Annotated in this window: 12 protein-coding genes; 8 read left to right on the forward strand and 4 right to left on the reverse strand. The window is 41.8% G+C overall.

The annotated features are described in order from the left end of the window. Window positions 1-70: 70 nt before the first annotated feature. A complete protein-coding gene (gene htpG / locus VIM89_RS14675; protein WP_488156920.1) occupies window positions 71-1,954 on the reverse strand; it encodes a molecular chaperone HtpG in 1,884 nt (627 codons plus the stop codon). A gap of 136 nt (window positions 1,955-2,090) precedes the next feature. Continuing rightward, window positions 2,091-2,612: an NADPH-dependent FMN reductase gene (locus tag VIM89_RS14680; RefSeq protein ID WP_488156921.1), complete on the reverse strand. Its 522-nt coding sequence runs from the start codon at window positions 2,610-2,612 to the stop codon at window positions 2,091-2,093. Between the two features lie 81 nt (window positions 2,613-2,693). On the opposite strand from VIM89_RS14680, the gene VIM89_RS14685 reads away from it, so the two are divergent. Together VIM89_RS14685 and VIM89_RS14690 are read left to right on the forward strand one after the other, a co-directional pair. Next, window positions 2,694-4,097, forward strand: coding sequence for a DUF4403 family protein (locus VIM89_RS14685; RefSeq protein ID WP_488156922.1), 1,404 nt, complete (start codon window positions 2,694-2,696; stop codon window positions 4,095-4,097). A 15-nt stretch (window positions 4,098-4,112) separates the two neighbouring features. Next, window positions 4,113-4,556, forward strand: coding sequence for a nuclear transport factor 2 family protein (locus tag VIM89_RS14690; RefSeq protein WP_488156923.1), 444 nt, complete (start codon window positions 4,113-4,115; stop codon window positions 4,554-4,556). Window positions 4,557-4,562: 6 nt separating this feature from the next. On the opposite strand, the gene VIM89_RS14695 is transcribed toward VIM89_RS14690, so the two are convergent. Beyond that, window positions 4,563-5,912: a sensor histidine kinase gene (locus VIM89_RS14695; RefSeq protein WP_488156924.1), complete on the reverse strand. Its 1,350-nt coding sequence runs from the start codon at window positions 5,910-5,912 to the stop codon at window positions 4,563-4,565. Beyond that, a complete protein-coding gene (locus VIM89_RS14700; protein ID WP_488156925.1) occupies window positions 5,902-7,254 on the reverse strand; it encodes a sigma-54-dependent transcriptional regulator in 1,353 nt (450 codons plus the stop codon). The genes VIM89_RS14695 and VIM89_RS14700 overlap by 11 nt, the downstream gene beginning before the upstream one ends. Window positions 7,255-7,595: 341 nt before the next feature. Here VIM89_RS14700 and VIM89_RS14705 point away from each other — a divergent pair, with 341 nt between their 5' ends. From VIM89_RS14705 to VIM89_RS14730, 6 genes are all read left to right on the forward strand, one after another. Continuing rightward, window positions 7,596-8,855 (forward strand): efflux RND transporter periplasmic adaptor subunit, encoded by a 1,260-nt coding sequence (locus VIM89_RS14705; RefSeq protein WP_488156926.1) that lies wholly within the window; start codon window positions 7,596-7,598, stop codon window positions 8,853-8,855. Window positions 8,856-8,916: 61 nt separating this feature from the next. Next, complete coding sequence (locus VIM89_RS14710; RefSeq protein WP_488156927.1) at window positions 8,917-9,594, forward strand: ABC transporter ATP-binding protein; 678 nt, start codon at window positions 8,917-8,919, stop codon at window positions 9,592-9,594. A gap of 120 nt (window positions 9,595-9,714) precedes the next feature. Continuing rightward, on the forward strand, window positions 9,715-12,087 hold the full coding sequence (locus tag VIM89_RS14715) for an ABC transporter permease (protein ID WP_488156928.1): 2,373 nt from the start codon (window positions 9,715-9,717) through the stop codon (window positions 12,085-12,087). Window positions 12,088-12,155: 68 nt separating this feature from the next. Beyond that, entirely contained in the window at window positions 12,156-14,543 is a 2,388-nt protein-coding gene (locus VIM89_RS14720; protein WP_488156929.1) for an ABC transporter permease, read from the forward strand. 72 nt (window positions 14,544-14,615) lie between these two features. Next, window positions 14,616-17,018, forward strand: a complete 2,403-nt coding sequence (locus VIM89_RS14725; protein ID WP_488156930.1) for an ABC transporter permease — start codon at window positions 14,616-14,618, stop codon at window positions 17,016-17,018. A gap of 47 nt (window positions 17,019-17,065) precedes the next feature. Next, a complete protein-coding gene (locus VIM89_RS14730; RefSeq protein ID WP_488156931.1) occupies window positions 17,066-19,519 on the forward strand; it encodes an ABC transporter permease in 2,454 nt (817 codons plus the stop codon). Window positions 19,520-19,556: the final 37 nt, after the last annotated feature.

Genomic DNA, 19,556 nt, shown 5'->3' on the forward strand with positions numbered 1-19,556 from the left:
GTTACCCAAACTTTATTCAAAAAAAAAAGCCCCGGGAAAACCAGGGCTCTTCAAATCAATTTTATTCTGATTATATCAGATTCACACTGCGATTAACAAACTCGGTCAGATCGGCACCGGTCAGTAATCCTTGTGACAATAATGCGAGGTCAAAAGCCTGACGAGCTAATTGAGACTGTTCCAGTTCGTTCTCATCCTGCAAGATGCGGGTAATCAGTTTGTGATTCGCATTGATCACTACTTTGTAGTTATCCGGCATGTTGCCATAAAAACCCATGCCACCACCCATTGCGGCCATTTCTTTCATACGGCGCATAAATTCATCCATAGTAACCGTTACCGGTAACTCTTCAGGATTAAGGCTTTCCAGTTCAACTCTGTATGCAGGACGGTTGATCGCTTTTTCAAAGATGGTCTTCACTTTAGCTGATTCTTCTTCAGTTAGGATGTGAGCAGGCGCATCTTCCTTCTGAATCAGTTTATCAGCAACATCCGAGTCAACACGTTTCAGCGAAGTCTTCTCCAGCTTTTGCTCCAGGGCGCTCACGAAGTGATTGTCGATTGGAGAGTTCATCACCAACACATCATAACCTTTTTTATTAGCCGACTGGATGAAGGCATCCTGCTTTTCAGGGTCGTTGGTATAAATGTAAACCAATTGGCCATTCTTATCAGTTTGCTCAGGCGCTACTTTCTCTTTATATTCTTCAAGGGTGAAATTTTTCTTTTCAGTATTGGTTAACAAAGCGAACTCTTTGGCTTTGTCATAGAATTTATCTTCACTCACCATACCGTATTTAACAAACAGACCGATATCTGGCCATTTTTCTTCATAAGCCGCACGGTCATTTTTGAAAAGCTCTGACAATTTATCAGCCACTTTTTTGGTAATGTAGGTGTTGATCTTCTTTACATTACTGTCAGCCTGCAGGAAACTGCGCGATACGTTCAGCGGGATATCCGGTGAGTCGATCACACCTTGCAACAGCATCATAAATTCGGGCACAATGTCTTTTACCTCATCAGTAATAAATACCTGGCGCGAGAATAATTTGATCTTGTTACGCTGAAACTCAAACTCGTTTTTCACTTTAGGAAAATACAATACACCTGTCAGGTTGAACGGATAATCCACATTCAAATGGATCCAGAATAAAGGTTCTTCTGAGAATGGATACAGCTGTTTATAGAATTCCAGGTAATCTTCATCCTTCAAATCGTTTGGTGATTTTGTCCAGATCGGGTTGGTATCGTTGATGATATTCGGTACTTCAACCTGCTTGTATTTTGGTTTGCCTTCTTCATCCTCACCATCCGGTTCATCTTCAGTTCTGGTTCCGAAAATGATAGGCACAGGTAAAAAACGGCAATATTTATCCAGTATTTCCTGCAGTTTGTATTTGGTCAGGAATTCTTCTGAATCCTGGTTAATGTGTAGTGTAATTTCCGTGCCGCGTTCTGTCAGATTGCCTTCGCTCAATTCAAATTCAGTGCTGCCATCGCATACCCAGTGTGCGGGTTCTGCATCTTCCTGGTAGGATAAACTCTCAATTTCGACCTTATCAGACACCATAAAGGCTGAGTAGAAACCCAGGCCGAAACGACCGATTATCTCATTGGCATCTTTTGATTCCTTGAATTTCTCCATGAATTCGGTAGCGCCGGAGAAAGCAATCTGATTGATGTATTTTTTAATTTCTTCGGCAGTCATCCCAATACCATTATCGGATATGGTGATGGTTTTCGCCTTTTCGTCAAATGCCACTTCGACACGCAGGTCGCCCAATTCGCCATTGTATTGGCCCAATGAGGCAAGTCGCTTCATTTTTTGAGTAGCATCCACTGCGTTAGATACCAGTTCGCGCAAAAATATCTCGTGGTCAGAGTATAAGAATTTTTTAATGATCGGGAAAATGTTCTCGGTGTGGATCGAGATTGTTCCTTTTTCTTGCATAATCTATAATAGTTTTAGAAATGAGTTATATTATCTGTGCTCATTTATCAAGGCTTGTTCCAAAGTCAATATATTGTCAAATTGGCAGGGTGGATTTAGCTAAGTGGTTGATTAGGTTGGATTGAGTTGATTGGTTTTATACTAAGTTGATGAAAGCCTCAAGCAGAACCCTTAGCTGTTGAGATGTATCACTATCGACCACGTTACCATTTGAGTCCATTTTCGACCGGACAAATGGTATCAATAAGGTTGCGTCCGGTGAAAGTTTGGCATCAATAGCACCCAGAATTTTGATTAGCGCTTCATGTGCATTTTCACCACCGGTTGATGCGGTGATAAGGGCAGTGGGTTTGCCTGAGAACGAACCGCTGGATACCGTCCAGTCCAATGCATTTTTCAAAGCGCCGGGAACCCCATAAGCATATTCCGGAGTGCAAATAATGATACCATCAGCCTGAAATATTTTTTTTCTGAAATCAGTAACCTGAACAGGTGGATTATCGTTATCAATTCCCGGGTCAAAGGCGGAGATATTACGTATTCCATCATAAATACTATAATTGATTCCCCCTGACATCATCTTACCCAATAACTGTAAAATGCTATGATTAGATGAGCCTTGCCTAAGACTGCCGGATATAGCCAATATGCTTTTCATGTAGAAAGCTAAACTAAATAATATTTAAGCTCAGAATTAAAAGCTTTACTATTTTTACAACCAGTTTACCATGCCCCTGATATGATACTTAAACCAACACAATTATTGGCAATATTCCTTTTGCCTGTTTTACTTTATTCATGCGCTGCAACAAAACCATTGGCCCCGGCAAAAACTGCAGTCGATATTCCGAAACTTATTCAGCCGCTTTCCAATATCGATGTTCCGGTCACAGTTGACCTGAAAAGCTATTTTGTACAGGCAGAAAACTCGGTTCCGACCAAATATTCAGATAACCAGCAACCTTGTGAAGGCCTGCGCTACTTTTATACTTTTACGCGTACGCCGTTTACTATTACAGGCAATAATAACGTCGTAAATCTCAAATTTGTAGGCAGTTATGGCATTAGTGCATCCTATTGTGCCAAATGTTCATCGATGTTCGGATCGGGACCGCAATGTATAGTTCCGGTTGTATCAGCGCAATGCGGCATCGGAGAAGCACCACGCAGAATGGAAATATCTTATCAAACGACCATCACTGTATTGCCTGATTATCACCTGAAATCCAAAACCATATTGTACCCTGCACCACGACCTATTGATCGTTGCAATATTTTAATGGGAAATATTGACGTAACCGATAGGTTAATCCAATACATCACCGGTCCGTTGAATGATCTGGGTAAACAAGTAGATGATAAGGTTGCGGCCTATAACATTAAACCGATCATCGACCAATTATGGAAAAATATTGCCAGCGAAACTAAAATAGGTGATGTGGGTTATGTTTCTATTAATCCTGAATCAGTGCGATTGAGTAATTTTAGTTTAAATGGTTCACAGCTTAGCTTTTCCGTTGGCTTATCGGCTAAGCCGGTGGTAACTACCGTAAGTAACCCGCCGCCTGCCAAGCCTGTACCGAATCTGACTGCCTATACACCTGCGAAGGGGTTCAATGTATACCTTGACTTGTTGGAGAATTACGATCATCTGACTAAAATGGTTAACCAGCAGGTTGTAGGACAAAGCGCTGATATAGCCGGCAAACAATTTATTGTGGATAATACCAAGATATGGGGTAGCGGTAGCCAGATCGTGATGCAAATTGATTTTAAGGGCTCCAGTACAGGCACCATTTACCTGGTGGGAACGCCTACTTATAACCCTACGACACATGAACTTTCTTTTCCTGACCTGACCTTCGATCTGCAAACCAAGGCATGGATGCTGAAGGCAGCCAAATGGATGTTCAATGCGAAGATTACCGAAATGATACGCCAGCGTGCTACTTATAATTTCACAAGTTTTATTGCCGATAGTAAAAAGCGGATACAGACTGAAATGAGCCGTGATATGGGTAATGGCGTTCATACCGATGTGAGCATACGAGGCCTGGACATAATGGCCATTTACCCGACAGAAGAAAAACTGATCGTGCGTACATTATCGGACGGACAGATAAAGGTTAAAGTAGTGATGTGATTAAAATTAAAAGCTATGGAAACAGAAAAGATCATTAACGTAATCACTAACATTTTTGAAGGCGCCGATGAGCGTGACTGGAACAAGGTTAAAGCGTCATTTGCCGATGATGTGCTGCTGGATTATTATTCCATGAGCGGGAACCCGGCTTCTGTTTTAACATCAGATGATATTATCAATACCTGGAAGGGTTTTCTTCCGGGTTTTGACATGACCCACCATTATGTGACTAAATTCCATGTCGAACAATCAGACGGAATTGCCAAGGCTCATTTCTCCGGTAAGGCTGGTCATTTTATCGATGGCGACAGCTGGACAGTTGAGGGAACGTATGATCTGGAGCTCACCGTATCTAATGACGACGATGCCAGAGTGACCAAATTTAAATTCAATCTGCAAAAGCAAAGTGGCGACACGGGATTGCCGCAAAAGGCCGTGGCGAATGTTGCAAAAAAATAGATTCAATTAGCTCGCAAACACCAACAAAAACGCCGATCCCACGCCTTCGGCAGATTGCACTTGGATATTACCTTTATGCAACAGCATAATCTGTTTGCAAAGGCTTAATCCAATACCACTGCCTGTTTTCCGTGTGCTAAAGAATGGTATAAATATTTTATCCAGCAGGTCAGTCGGTATGCCCGAACCGTTGTCTGATACCTTAACCACAGTGCGATTATTCTGTTGAGTCTCTGCAGAAAGTGTAATGCGTGGATGCTCCCTGTCTTTTACTGCTTCTATAGCGTTAACAAGCAGGTTAATCATCACCTGTTCCAGAAGGTTAATGTCCGCCTCGATAGCCAGAGCAGGGTCTCGTAGCACGATTTCCAGTTCAATATGCTTTTTCTCCATCGATGGATGCATCAAACTGCTCAGATTTTCGAATATATCGCGTACCATTATTTTTTTGAGATCGAGCTTGGTGATCTTGTTCAGGTTACGGTAGCTTTCAGTAAATTTTAACAAACCCTCACTACGGCGTTTTATCGTATCAATACCTAGTTCCAGATCCTCTAGTTGTCCACCCATTGAACTGTTAACTATCTCGGGCGATTGCAACCTGTTTTTCAAAGTATCCGCTAAAGAGGAGATTGGGGCCACTGAATTCATGATCTCGTGCGTCATTACACTCAACAGCTTTTGCCAAGCCTTTGATTCAGTTTCATCCAAAGCTTCGCTGACGTTCTGAAACGCAATCAGCTTATAAACTTTGTCATCGCTACGCAGCAGACTTGCGGTGATTAATACCTTTATCAATTGTTGATTACGGGTAATTGTAATTACTTTGCTTTCACCAGGTTTTACACTGGTAATCTCCTTATATAGAACCTCTTCCCGCTTTTCAAGTGAAGAAATTGTTTTAACATACGGAATGCCAATGATTCGTTTAAAGGCCTCGTTTATCCAACCAGTTTCGCCAGTTTCGAGTTCATACGATAAAATGCCCGTATCAACAATTTCCAATATCTTTTGAAGATAATGATATTGTGTCTCCCGCTCACGACTTATCAGCTTGAAAGTAGAGTTGATCTCATTGAAGCCCTTCCTAAGTGGTTTTAATTCGGTAGGGGCTTTCCGCACGTCAAAGTGGCGAGAAAAGTCCCTGTAGTGAATTGATTCAACAAACTGGCTTACTTCATCCTGCGCTTTTTTCTGAAAGCGGATCATATCAATCAACTCATATACCAGCAGCGGACAAGCCAGAACCATATAGATGATCGGCCCTTGTACGGCAATAACCGCCGTTCCCGTCAAAGTAACAAACAATATCAATACACGCAGCAAAAGCCGCCATTCGTAACGTTTAAATATCATATTTGCTTAGTCTACGGTATAAGGCGGTGCGTGTTAGTCCTAATTCTTTGGCTGCGCGGGTAATATTGCCGTTGTTCTTTTCAATCACTCTTAAAATGGCATTTTTTTCGAGCGTGCTTAGTGGAACATTATCTGCTTCAACCTCATCTTCAGCAGGTGTTTCGAGTATGGAGAATATCAGATCATCAGGTTTCAAAACATGGTCATCAGCCATAATTACGGCCCGCTCTATAGTATATTGCAGTTCACGCACATTGCCGGGGAAATTGTACTGTTTTAATTTCTGTAAGGCACCTGCATCAAAATCCGTTGAGGGCTTCAGGTATTTGTTAGCATACATTTTTGCAAAATGCCTTGCTAATAAGATAATATCGTCATTGCGTTTACGCAGCGGTGGTACGTTGATCTCAACAGTATTAATCCGATAGATCAAGTCCTTACGGAAACGGTTTTCATTCGCTAGTTCAAATAGCGGTACGTTGGTGGCACAGATCAGGCGGATATCCACATCCACCGGCTTGTTTGTACCCAAACGGGTCACTTGGCGGTTTTGTAATACGGTTAACAGCTTGGCTTGTTGCTGCAGGCTGATGTTGCCGATTTCATCTAAGAACAAGGTCCCGCCATGTGCTTCTTCAAAACGTCCGGCCCGGTCTTCACGCGCATCGGTAAAAGCGCCTTTTTTATGTCCGAATAACTCGCTTTCAAACAGTGTATCAGTCAGTGCACCTACATCGACCTTAACAAATGGCTTATCCGCACGTAATGAACGCTCATGGATAGCTTTCGCCATCAGATCTTTACCTGTACCGTTTTCGCCCAATATTAAAATGTTGGCATCAGTTGGGGCAATCTTATTTACCTTATGAAATATATCCTGCATTACTTCCGAGTCGCCAAGGATAGAAGTATTGCCGGCAGCTTTAACACTTGCTTTTGCCGGCTTGTTACCTTCCTGTTTATCGAGCAGCTCTTTAATAGTAGTGATCAGCTTTTCGTTGTGCCATGGTTTTACGATAAAATCATTGGCGCCTTCTTTTAATGAACGTACCGCTAGGTCGATATCACCATAAGCGGTGATCATAATCACACAAACATTGGGTTTCCACTCTTTAATTTTCCGGAGCCAGTATATTCCCTCGTTCCCGGTGTTGATGGCGCTGTTAAAGTTCATGTCAAGCAATACCAAATCAACTTGGTTCCTCTGCAGCAGCCAGTTCAGGTTTTCAGGATTTTTTTCAGTGATCACTTCCTGTGTTTCGGTTTTCAACAGGAGTTTCACTGCGGTTAACACATCAATGTCATCATCAACAACCAAAACAGTTGCCTTTTTTAATATCATAGCGCTTATTTGTTTGTGTGTTTTATTATAATTCGTTTCCGATAAAGCCCTAAATTAGTAAATAAAATATAGCTTAAGGTTGTATTTACGCATTAATACGCTCAAAAGCCGGGTGCAATTTTTATGCTAAATGCTCCCCGTCTTACTAAATACTTAATTGTGAACCATTAAATATGATTTGTTAGCGAAAACAATTAAAACACATTGTATCATAAACGGACACTTGTTGTAACAGAAGCGTACGCTTCAATTCTTTATTTTAATATTAAACTACTGAAAAACAGCTATTTAATTTGTGGCATATCTTTTTGTAACCATTAACCAAAATATAATTTAATACCGTGGACAGAAAAATTGAAAAAAGTACCTGGAACAAAAAACGAATACTAACTATTGTGGGTATAACCGCATTGGTTGCTTTAATTGTATCGGTTACCTATGTAGGTATCACCGGCAAGAGCAAATACAATGCATCTATTGATCGTATTACTATCAGCGAAATAAAGAAAGGACCGTTCTCAGAGTTTATTCCTGTGAATGGAATGGTACTCCCTCAAATCACAATTTATTTGGACGCAGTACAAGGTGGAACCGTACAGGCAAAATATGTTGAAGATGGTGCCAAACTAAAAAAAGGTGATCCTATCCTGAAACTTTCCAATACCGACGTAGAATTGAATCTGGCCAATTCTGAAAACGCTGTATATGCGGCACAAACCCAGATGCAGATATCACAAAACAACGCACAACAAAATACAGTAAATAAGCTGCAAACAATGGCTGATGCCGAAAGTGCATACCGTGAAGCAGAACGTGTATATACCCTGGATAAAAAACTTTATGCGCAAAAAGCAATTGGCCAGCAAGAATATCAGCAGGCTGAAAATACTTACAATTATACTTTGCGCAAAAGGAATCTGGCACGCGAAATACTACGCCAGGATACGATATTAACAAAGGAACAGGATTCACAGTCTAAGGAGCAATACCGCCAAATGAAAAACAGTTTGGAATTGATGCGTAAAGAAGTGGCTGACCTGACCGTAGTAGCACCTATTGATGGACAGTTAACCCAACTTGACGCTGAAATAGGCCAGAACAAAAACAAAGGAGAGCACCTGGCACAAATCGATGGTTTCACAGGGATAAAAGTACGCGCCAATGTGGATGAGCATTATATTAGCAGGGTTGTTCCGGGCATGACTGCCTATTATCCAACTGATGACAAGAACTATAAAATGATCGTGAAAAAAGTATTTACCTCGGTAGGTACCGGTGGTACATTCCAGGTAGATATGATGTTTGTGGGGGATACCCCTCCGGGATTAAGAAAAGGTCAGACTTTACAGATCCGACTGGTATTCAGTGATGAAGCGCCAGCAATATTATTACCTAAAGGCGGCTTCTACCAGCAAACAGGCGGTAACTGGATATTTAAGGTAAGCGACGACGGCAAGACTGCTTATAAAGTTGATATTCAACTTAACAGGGCAAATCCTGATTATTATGAAGTTGTCAGAGGCTTGAAGCCAGGTGATAAAGTTATTACTTCGAGCTATGAGACTTATGGCGATATACAAGAACTAGTATTAACAAAATAGAAACCTGATTATTAACTAAATAAAAACAAACCTTATTACAAAAAAGGTTTAGGAGGCACAAATGATTAAGATTACAGATTTAGAAAAGTTTTATCGCACTGAAGAAGTAGAGACGATAGCACTGAACAAATTGTCCATCCATGTAAACACCGGAGAGTTTGTTGCAATAATGGGCCCGTCTGGTTGCGGCAAATCAACATTGCTGAACATTTTAGGTATGTTGGATGACCCGGATGGCGGAAGCTATGTGTTTAATGGTGTGGAAGTAGCGCACTTTAACGAACGCAAACGCGCCGACCTGCGTAAGCACAATATCGGCTTCGTATTCCAGAGCTTTAACCTCATTGACGAGCTGACCGTGTTTGAAAACGTTGAACTGCCGTTGATCTACACAGGCGTTCCAAGTTCCGAACGTGTTAAAAGGGTAGAAGAGGTACTGGATAAAATGCAGATCATGCACCGCCGTAACCACTATCCGCAACAGTTATCAGGTGGTCAGCAGCAACGTGTGGCTATAGCCCGTGCGGTTGTAAACAAACCAAAATTGATACTTGCGGATGAGCCCACCGGTAACCTGGACAGCAGCAACGGTAACGAAGTAATGGAACTGTTGACTGACCTGAATGAACAAGGTACTACTATTATAATGGTGACTCACTCTGAGCACGATGCCCGTTACAGTCACCGTATTATTCGTCTGCTCGACGGTCAGACTGTGATGGAAAATATAATGATCTAAGGATCATTCCCCAAACTCGATTAGTTTTTAATAATCAGTTGATTAATGTGTGTCTCCCTGACTCCTTCCGAACCCGGAAGGAGTCAGATTGAGAGTTTTTTGTCTAAAATTTTTCCGGATATGATAAAGAACTACATCAAAACCGCTTACCGAAGCCTTACCAAAAATAAGGCTTATAGCTTCCTGAATATTTTTGGTTTAGCCATTGGTATTGTATGTGCCGCTTTGATTTTTTTATGGGTTGAAGATGAGGTAAATTATGATTCTGTCAACCTAAAGAAGGACAGGCTGTATTTGGTTAGAGAAAACCAAAAATACGATACCTATGTATTTACGCACTCTTCAACCCCGGGTCTAATGGGGCCTGAGGTAAAGGAGACCCTGCCCGGCATAGCCAATACCTGCCGCACTTCAGAAGGGGGAATTACCTTTTTATTCTCGCAAGGCGATAAGTCAGTTTATGCAACGGGCAAATACGCTGATCCATCAATATTCAGCATGTTTACCCTGCCATTTATTCAAGGTAGTGCCAGCAAACCTTTTTCTCAGTATCATTCTGTTGTCATTACCGAGGCAGCATCTAAGAAGTTTTTTGGAAATGAGAAAAGTGTTATAGGTAAGACCATCAAAGTTGATAACAAACAAGACTATGTTGTTTCAGGTGTAGTAAAGGATTTACCCGCAAATTCAAGCTTGCAGTTTGAATGGCTGATGCCATTCCAGATACACCTGGATGGTAGCCCCTGGTTGAAACCCTGGGGAAATAATAATACAACCACCTACGTGGAGTTAAAACCTAACGCAGACCTTGCCACAGTTAACAAGCAAATGCTCAATTATATTCAAAGGCATGACCCAAAATCTCTCGGGCACATGTTTTTGTTTAGTATGAACGACTGGCGGCTTCGTGATGATTTTAAGGACGGTAAAATGACAGGCGGCGGGCAAATAGAATATGTTCATTTGTTTACCATTATCGCCTGGATCATCCTGCTGATAGCCTGCATTAATTTTATGAACCTGGCCACTGCACGCAGCGAGAAACGTGCACGCGAAGTGGGTGTTCGTAAGGTTTTAGGCGCAGGTAAAAATTCTTTGATCTTTCAATTCATAGGCGAGGCAGTCTTTATGGCCCTTATTGCCGCAGGGCTTGCTTTAATATTGTTAACCCTTTTATTACCTGCATTTAACCTTTTGGTTGAAAAACAACTTACACTTGGATTGAACAAGTCAACTCATGTATTTGCGCTGATATTAATTGCAGTTATCTGCGGTTTGGTAGCAGGCAGTTATCCTGCGCTGTATTTATCATCCTTCAGACCGGTTGCAGTTTTAAAGGGAATTAAGTTAAAAGACAGCAGTGCTGCATATATCCGTAAAGGACTGGTTATACTGCAATTTTCTGCATCCATTATACTGATCATCAGTACGGTAATCATCTATCTGCAAATACAGCATGTGAAGAGCCGTGAGTTAGGTTTTAATAAGAATAACCTGCTTGAGATCGATTTGCAGGGACAAATGGCGAAAAATTATACGCCTATAAGAGAAGAATTGCTTAATACCGGACATATTGAAAATGTTGCTCTTGCCGATCATTCCATCATTTATGGCGGCAATAATACAAACGGGATGACATGGGAGGGCAAAGCTCCCGGCTCGGAAATATTGATATCCCAACGTTATGTAACGCCTGAATTCATGGCTACGTCAGGACTGACTATATTGGAAGGCCGGAACCTGGTGGTAAGGGATACCGGAAGGCCGGTGCATATGATCATCACTAAATCGTTGGAAAAACTGATGGGTAAAGGCAGCGCGTTAGGTAAAACTATGCATTTCGAGGGTGATACTACCATGGCTACGGTTGTAGGAGTGGTGAATGATTATGTGTATGGCAATATGTACGGTAAACCCGACCCGGTAATGTTCTTTGTTGCCAGTCCTGAATATAATACGGTGATGTATGCACGTATTAAACCACAGGCCGATATCCAGAAATCGCTTGCCGAAATACAGGGAATATTAAAAAAATACAACCCATTATATCCGTTCCAATATCGTTTTGTTGACGATCAGTTCAACGGTATGTTCCAGACAGAAATGCTGGCTAGTAAACTATCAAGGCTATTTGCTGCACTTGCTATTGTTATTTCATGTCTCGGGTTGTTTGGATTAGCCGCTTACACAGCAGAACGCCGCACAAAAGAGATCGGCATTCGCAAAGTGCTTGGTGCAAGTGTAACGAGTATTACCTCGCTGCTGTCAAGAGACTTTTTGCAATTAGTGGTTTTGTCCTGCCTGATCGCCTTCCCGCTTGCCTACTGGAAAATGAGTTTATGGCTGAAAGGATACCAGTATCATATTGATATGCAATGGTGGGTATATGTTGTAGCGGGAATGTTGGCAATTATAATTGCCTTGATAACAATAAGCTTCCAGACTATAAAGGCTGCGTTGGCGAATCCGGTAAAAAGCCTTAGATCTGAGTAGCAGTGGCAGTTGCAGTAGCAGTTAGTCACCAATGAACTATTGAACAAGTGAACTAATGAACCAAATCCATGATAAGAAACTACTTTAAAACCGCATTCAGAAACCTTTGGAGGAACAAGGGTTTTTCTCTGATTAACATTGTGGGCCTTAGTGTGGGACTTGCTTGTTGTATGCTCATCTTTTTATATACCATGGATGAGGTAAGTTACGACAGGTTCAATGTCAATGCCGCAAATATTTATCACCTGGTAGTGGATGATAAAGCCCCAGATGGACAAGTTCACAAGTTTTCAAGTACAGGTGATATGCCTGGCCCTAGCTTTAAACGAGAACTTCCTGATGTGCAGGATTTTGTGCGTATCCAGGGCGGCAATTACACTATTAAACAGGGTAACGAGGTTTTTGACCAGGAAGCTTTGTATGTAGATAGTAATTTCTTTTCAGTTTTCACCTTTCCGATATTGTATGGCAAACCAGAGCATGCGCTGGATGATCCTCATTCCATAGTACTCTCGGAGGAAATAGCAGAAAAATATTTTGGCAAAGGGAACCCTATTGGAAAAACGCTCGATCTGAAGATGGGTGATGGTACTCTTGCTTTTCAGCCGTTTAAAGTAACTGCCGTAACCAGGAAATCGCCGCAAAATTCATCGATCAAGATCAAAATGCTGCTACCGAAGAAAGTCAACCATGTCGACAACCAGTGGAACAACTTCTTTGAGAATACTTTCCTTGTGATAAAACCAGGCACGAATATCAAACAGTTAGATGCCAAGATCAACAAAGTATACCTTACCGATGCCGCAAGCCAGATCAAAGAAAATGCAGATAAATTCGGGGATAAGGATAAACGGTCGTTCAGCCTGCAACCTTTACTTGAAATGCATACCAGTACAGACTATCCGGCTGATAATGGTTTGTCTGACCAAAGTAACCCGATGTATTCTTATATCCTTTCGGGTATTGCTTTATTTATTCTGGCGATTGCCTGTATTAACTTCGTGAACCTTACCGTTGCCCGTTCGCTCAAAAGAGCTAAAGAGATTGGCATCCGTAAGGTGGTTGGCGGTCAGCGCAAACAGCTGATAATGCAATTCCTGGGCGAATCGTTTATCCTGAGCTTTATTGCTTTTGTGCTGTCGATAGCTTTGGTGCAATTGATATTGCCTGTCTTCAATACGCTCGCCAATAAAGCGCTGGCCTTTTCATACCTGCTCAGCTTTAAGCTGGTAGCGGGTTACATCGGCATTTTCCTGTTAACAGGTTTATTAGCTGGTTTTTATCCGGCCTTAGTTCTTTCGGGATTTAACCCGGTACAGACTTTATACAATCGTACACAATCTGTTGGTAAAAATTATTTATCAAAAGGACTGGTGATATTACAATTCACCTTAGCCACATTCCTGATCATATCTACCATCACCATTTATTCCCAGTTCAGTTATCTAATGAAGTTTGATTTGGGTTATAATGATAAAAATGTGGTATCGATAACTTCATGGAATTTGGACAAGACAAAACTGCCTTTATTCAAAAATGAATTATTAAAGAACCCATTCATACTTGGTGTCACAGCCGATCAGGGCGGTCGCTGGGGAACTATGGCCCATATTAACGGCAACCAACAGCAAATGTTCGATATGAAACATATTGATGAAGATTATTTGTCTTTATTCCAGGTGCCTATTGTAAAAGGCCGTAACTTTTCTAAAACGATGGTATCGGATAGCGCCAATGCTGTACTGGTTAATGAAGAGTTCGTTAAACAGGCAGGTTGGAAAGAACCGATTGGTGAGATCGTCGATTTCTTCTATAACAAAAAGAAATATACTGTTGTCGGAGTAGTAAAAAACTATCATTTCCTGTCGCTCACAGAAAAAATGTCTCCGATGTTATATACCATGAGACCAGATTACCCATGGGGAAATATTTTCGTGAAAATAAGTGATAAGAATAAGTCTGAATCACTTAATCGCATTCAAAAAGAATTTAAGGCGCTATTTCCATTTATCCCTTATCAATATAAATTTAAAGATGCTGAGGTAGCCGAACAATATGATAAGGAAGCTAAATGGAAACAGATCGTAACATTCGGCGCAGTGCTTACCATATTCATATCATGTATCGGTTTATTCGGCCTGGCAACTTTATCAGCCGAACGCCGCAAAAAAGAGATCGGTATCCGCAAAGTACTTGGGGCTAGTGTTGAAGGTATCGTTAGGAAGCTATCAACAGATTTTGCAAAGTTGGTAATTATCGCGGCTGTTATTGCAGTTCCTGCAGCCTGGTGGGCCATGCATAAATGGCTGGAAAACTATCCATACCGGATCGATATAAATGCCTGGATTTTCGTGCTGGCCGGTGTAACGGTATTAGTTATTGCTCTGGCTACGGTAAGTTATCAGGCCATAAAAGCGGCAGTTGCCAACCCGGTAAATAGTTTGCGTACAGAGTGATCGGTTAATCAGTTATCAGTTAACCAGTGAAATGACTAATGACCAGTGACTAATGACTAATCAACTAAAACCATGATACGAAATTACCTTAAAACGGCTTATCGTAGCCTGAGAAAGAACACCGGCTTTACAGCAATAAATGTGCTGGGACTTTCAATCGGCCTGGCTACTTGTCTGCTCATAGTTTTTTATGTGGTAGATGAGTTGAACTACGATAAATTTAATACCAAAGCTGATAGGGTTTATCGCATTACCGAAAGTGCCAGGCTGAATACTCATGAAGGTACCTGGGCATCCAGCGCGGAGCCGTTTATCGAAGTGATGAAGGGATTTCCGCAGGTAGAGAAATTTACCAGGATCATACCAATAGAGGCCCTATTTTACTCGCCCAAGCAGTATTTTGTAAGCAAGGGGAATGAAAAGATACAGGAGAATAATATTGCTTATACTGAATCGAGTTTGTTTGATGTCTTCACGCTACCTATGGCAGCAGGTGATGCAAAAAACGTACTGGATGCACCTCATACGGCAGTGATCACCGAAAGTACTGCGCAAAAATATTTTGGCAAGACGGATGTAGTTGGCCAGGTATTAAGGATTAATGACACCAATCTATATCACATAACAGGTGTAATCAAAGATATACCGACGCAATCGCACTTTCATTACGATTTCTTTTTATCTTATTCGTCCATTCCTGAAAGTCATCAGCATGGATGGGGTTATGAAGGCGTCCACAGTTACTTGCTTTTAAAACCAGGCACTGACGTACAGTCGCTGGCGTCGCAAATGACAAAAGTCTACATCAAAAATTCATATGATCCCAGCGTGTGGACAAAAGGTGGAAACTATGTTCGTGTTGATCTTACCAATCTTCGCGATATACACCTTCGTTCAACCGCAGAGAATGAGCTTGAAAAAGGTGGCAGCATGGAATATGTATACATATTTTCATGCATAGGAGCATTTATACTGCTTATAGCCTGTGTTAATTTTATGAACCTTTCAACGGCCCGCTCATCCAACAGGGCTAAAGAAGTAGGTGTAAGAAAAGTATTAGGTTCGGTACGTAAAAACCTTGTTGCTCAGTTTCTGATAGAATCGACACTGGTATCGTTAATATCAACGATCATCGCCATAATCCTGGCAATAGTGCTATTGCCATTGTTTAACCAGGTTGCAGCAAAGCAACTGAGCTTCACATTTCAATCGCTGATATGGCTTGTGCCTTCTTTGGCGGCTATTGTTTTGATTGTAGGCTTCCTTGCCGGCATGTATCCTGCACTTTATCTTTCAGGTTTCCGGCCAATAGAGGTATTGAAGGGGAAATTATCTGCAGGTTTCAAAAGCAGCTTTCTGCGCAGTTCATTGGTGGTATTTCAATTCGGGATATCTATTGTATTGATCATTTCTACACTGGTAATCTATAACCAGTTGAATTATATCCACAATAAAAAACTCGGCTTTGACCGCAGCGAGGTACTGATCATTAAAAATACCAATAGTTTAGATAAAAAAGCAGCCACACTAACCCAGGAATTAAAGGAATTGACGGGCGTGGTAAGCACCACCATGTCAACCTATGTGCCAACCGGGCATGATCGCAATATTACCGGTTTATTCCCGCAATTGCCTATACAATTAAAACAGGATGTCTTGTCGGAGTTCTGGCCGGTTGATGAAAACTATCTGAATACGATGGGCATCAAACTGATTGCAGGTCGTAACTTTTCAAAACAAATGGCGACGGATACTGCAGCGATGATCGTTAACGAAGCTTTCGTCGCAAAATTTGGCTTTAAAGATCCGCTGGGCAAAACCGTATATCGCGATAGCTATGGTATACAGCCTTATCATATTGTTGGAGTGATGAAGAATTTCCATTTTTCGTCTTTACGTGATGAGATAAAGCCATGCGCACTGGTTTATTCAGCTGATTATGGTGCCATAAGCATAAAGATGAAGACGGCTAATCTTGCCGGACTGATGACCCAGATAGAAAACAAATGGAAGCAATTTGCACCCAACCAGCAGTTTGTCTACTCTTTTATGGACGCTGATTTCGATGCTACTTATCGCAATGAGCAACGTTTAGGCACCCTGTTCATATCGTTTAGCACACTGGCAATTTTAATTGCATGCCTTGGCTTATTTGGTTTGGCAGCCTATGCAGCCGAACAGCGTACCAAAGAGATTGGTATCCGTAAAGTACTGGGTGCGAGTGTGTCGGGTATTGTGAGACTGATATCAATAGATTTCATCAGGCTGGTATTTATATCCATCCTTATAGCATCGCCTTTGGCCTGGTACTTTATGAATAAATGGTTGCAGGACTTTGCTTACCGAACCGAGCTTCACTGGTGGATATTGGCAGTAGCAGGTGTTGTTGCTATTATAATTGCATTCGCTACCATCAGCTATCAATCTATCAAAGCGGCGTTGACAAATCCGGTAAAGAGCCTGAGATCTGAGTAGCAGTAGCAGTTGAAAACCAATGAACTAATGACCAATGAACCAACCCCATGATAAGAAATTATTTTAAAACCGCGTGGCGGAACCTCTGGAAGAACAAGGTGTTCTCGCTGATCAACATACTGGGTTTGTCGCTTGGTATGGCTGCCTGCTTACTGATATTGCAGTACGTGAATTTTGAACTGAGCTATGATCATTTCAACAAGAACGCGACCGATCTTTATCGCGTTGTAAATGACCGTTATCAGAATGGTAAACTAATACAGCACGGCACCATTACCTATTCGGCTGTGGGAAAAGCCATGAAGGATGATTATCCTGAAGTGATTAATAACGCAAGGGTTTTGCCATTTGGAGAAACCATTGTAACCTACAAAGACAAAAAACTACCTAAAGGAATAGCGTACTGTGTCGACAATTCCTTTCTATCCATGTTCACTTTCCCGGTGGTGGCAGGCGACCGCAATACGGCACTTAGTAATGTGAATACGGCTGTCGTTACCGAAACTCAGGCGAGGAGAATCTTCGGCATACATGGAAACGATTTCGAATCCTATGTGGGCCAGATGGTGAAAATGGGAACAGATACTTTTCCAACCAAAATCACTGCCATCATCAAGGATATTCCCCAAAATTCAATCTTCCAGTTTGATATGCTTATATCGTATCAGACGCTTATCCACAGCTATGGCTATAAGCAGGCAGATTACGACTTTCATGATTCAGATTTCTGGCATTACATCCAGTTAAAGCCGGGCGCAGATTACAAAGTTTTCAATGCTAAGATGGAAGCATTTAGTCAAAAGCATTTCCAGGGCAATAAGATATCGGGAAGCGTTGAGAAATTTCATTTACAGCCATTGCTGAATATCCATTTGTATTCTGATACGGAATACGAGATCATACAAACTGGGAGCTCGAATGTAGTATGGGGATTATTGATCATAGCCTTATTTATTATCGGTATTGCATGGGTCAACTATATAAATTTAGCTACAGCACGTGCATCTGAAAGAGCAATGGAGGTAGGCGTTCGTAAGGTGACCGGTGCAAGCAAAGGGCAATTGATCAGACAATTTTTAACCGAATCGCTGATCATTAATATAATGGCATTAAGCATAGCGGTTATACTGGCGGTGCTGTTTCAAACGGTTTTCAATACCCTGGTGAGCCAGCAACTATCGCTCGCCTTTTTGTTCCATAAAGGTTTGGGCGGATATCTCATCAGCATAGGGTTGGTTGCAGTGGTATTACTTGGCATATTTATATCCGGGTTTTATCCTGCATTTGTACTGTCGTCATTTAAACCCATCCTGGTGTTGAAAGGCAAGTACAGTAGCTCGAAAAAAGGTATTGTGCTACGTAAAGGATTGGTTATTGGCCAGTTCACCATCACGATCGTACTGATTACCGGGGCATTTATCGTTTACCAGCAGATCAAATACATGAGCAGCCAGAAACTTGGCCTCAACATTGACCAGGTGCTGGTAGTTAGCGGACCGCAGTTTCTTGCTGCAGATACAGCCGATACAAGGGCGAAAGCATTTCTTGCTGAAGTGAAACAGATAGCGACAGTTAAAGACGCCGCCACCTCTTTTTGGGTGCCTGGAAATGAAACCGGTCGCAATTTTAGCATCCGCGCTGCACATTCTGACCCCAATACCCATTACACTATGCGTTTTAATGGCATAAGTACCGAGTACATTAAGACTTACGGTATGAAACTGGTGGCTGGTCGTGACTTTGTGCCAACGGACTACGCCAAAAAATATCAAGACCTAAGAAGCGTAATAGTCAACGAAAGCGCCTCAAAACTGCTTGGATTTTCATCACCAGAGGCAGCGATCGGCCAAATAATGATCAATGACCAAAGCAAATGGACAATTATCGGCGTGGTAGAAGATTTTCATCAAAAATCATTACGCTATGCTATTGAACCTACGTTTTTCAGGCCGCAGTTGAGTATAGGTGCACAGATATCAGTAAAGATGAGTACAACCAACCCAACGACTACCGTTGCAGCAATCAAAACAGTGTACGATAAGTTTTTCCCAGGCAATATTTTCGATTATGCCTTTTTAGATCAGCGGTATAATGACCAGTATAAAAACGACGCTTTGTTTGGTAAAGCTTTCGGCATATTCGGCGGCTTTGCCATTTTCATTGCGTCTCTGGGTCTTTTAGGATTATCGCTCTTCGCCACATTGCAGCGAACCAAGGAGATTGGCGTGCGAAAGGTACTGGGGGCCTCGGTATCAAGTATCGTGCTGCTGCTGTCAAAAGATTTTATCAAGCTCGTTGCTGTTGCCATTGTTATCGGTTCATTTGTGGCCTGGTATTTCTTACACGGTTGGCTACAGAATTTCGCCTATCACATTGGCATTAGCTGGTGGATATTCGCCTTGTCAGGAATTGTGGCGCTCCTTATCGCTTTGACGACAATAAGTTTCCAGGCAATAAAGGCAGCGGTAACAAATCCGGTGAAGAGCCTTCGCTCAGAATGAGCTTCGGCTCTCGAAGAGAGCTGGGAACGATTAATAA

The organism is Mucilaginibacter sp. (assembly GCF_036568825.1).
Classification (GTDB): Bacteria; Bacteroidota; Bacteroidia; order Sphingobacteriales; family Sphingobacteriaceae; genus Mucilaginibacter.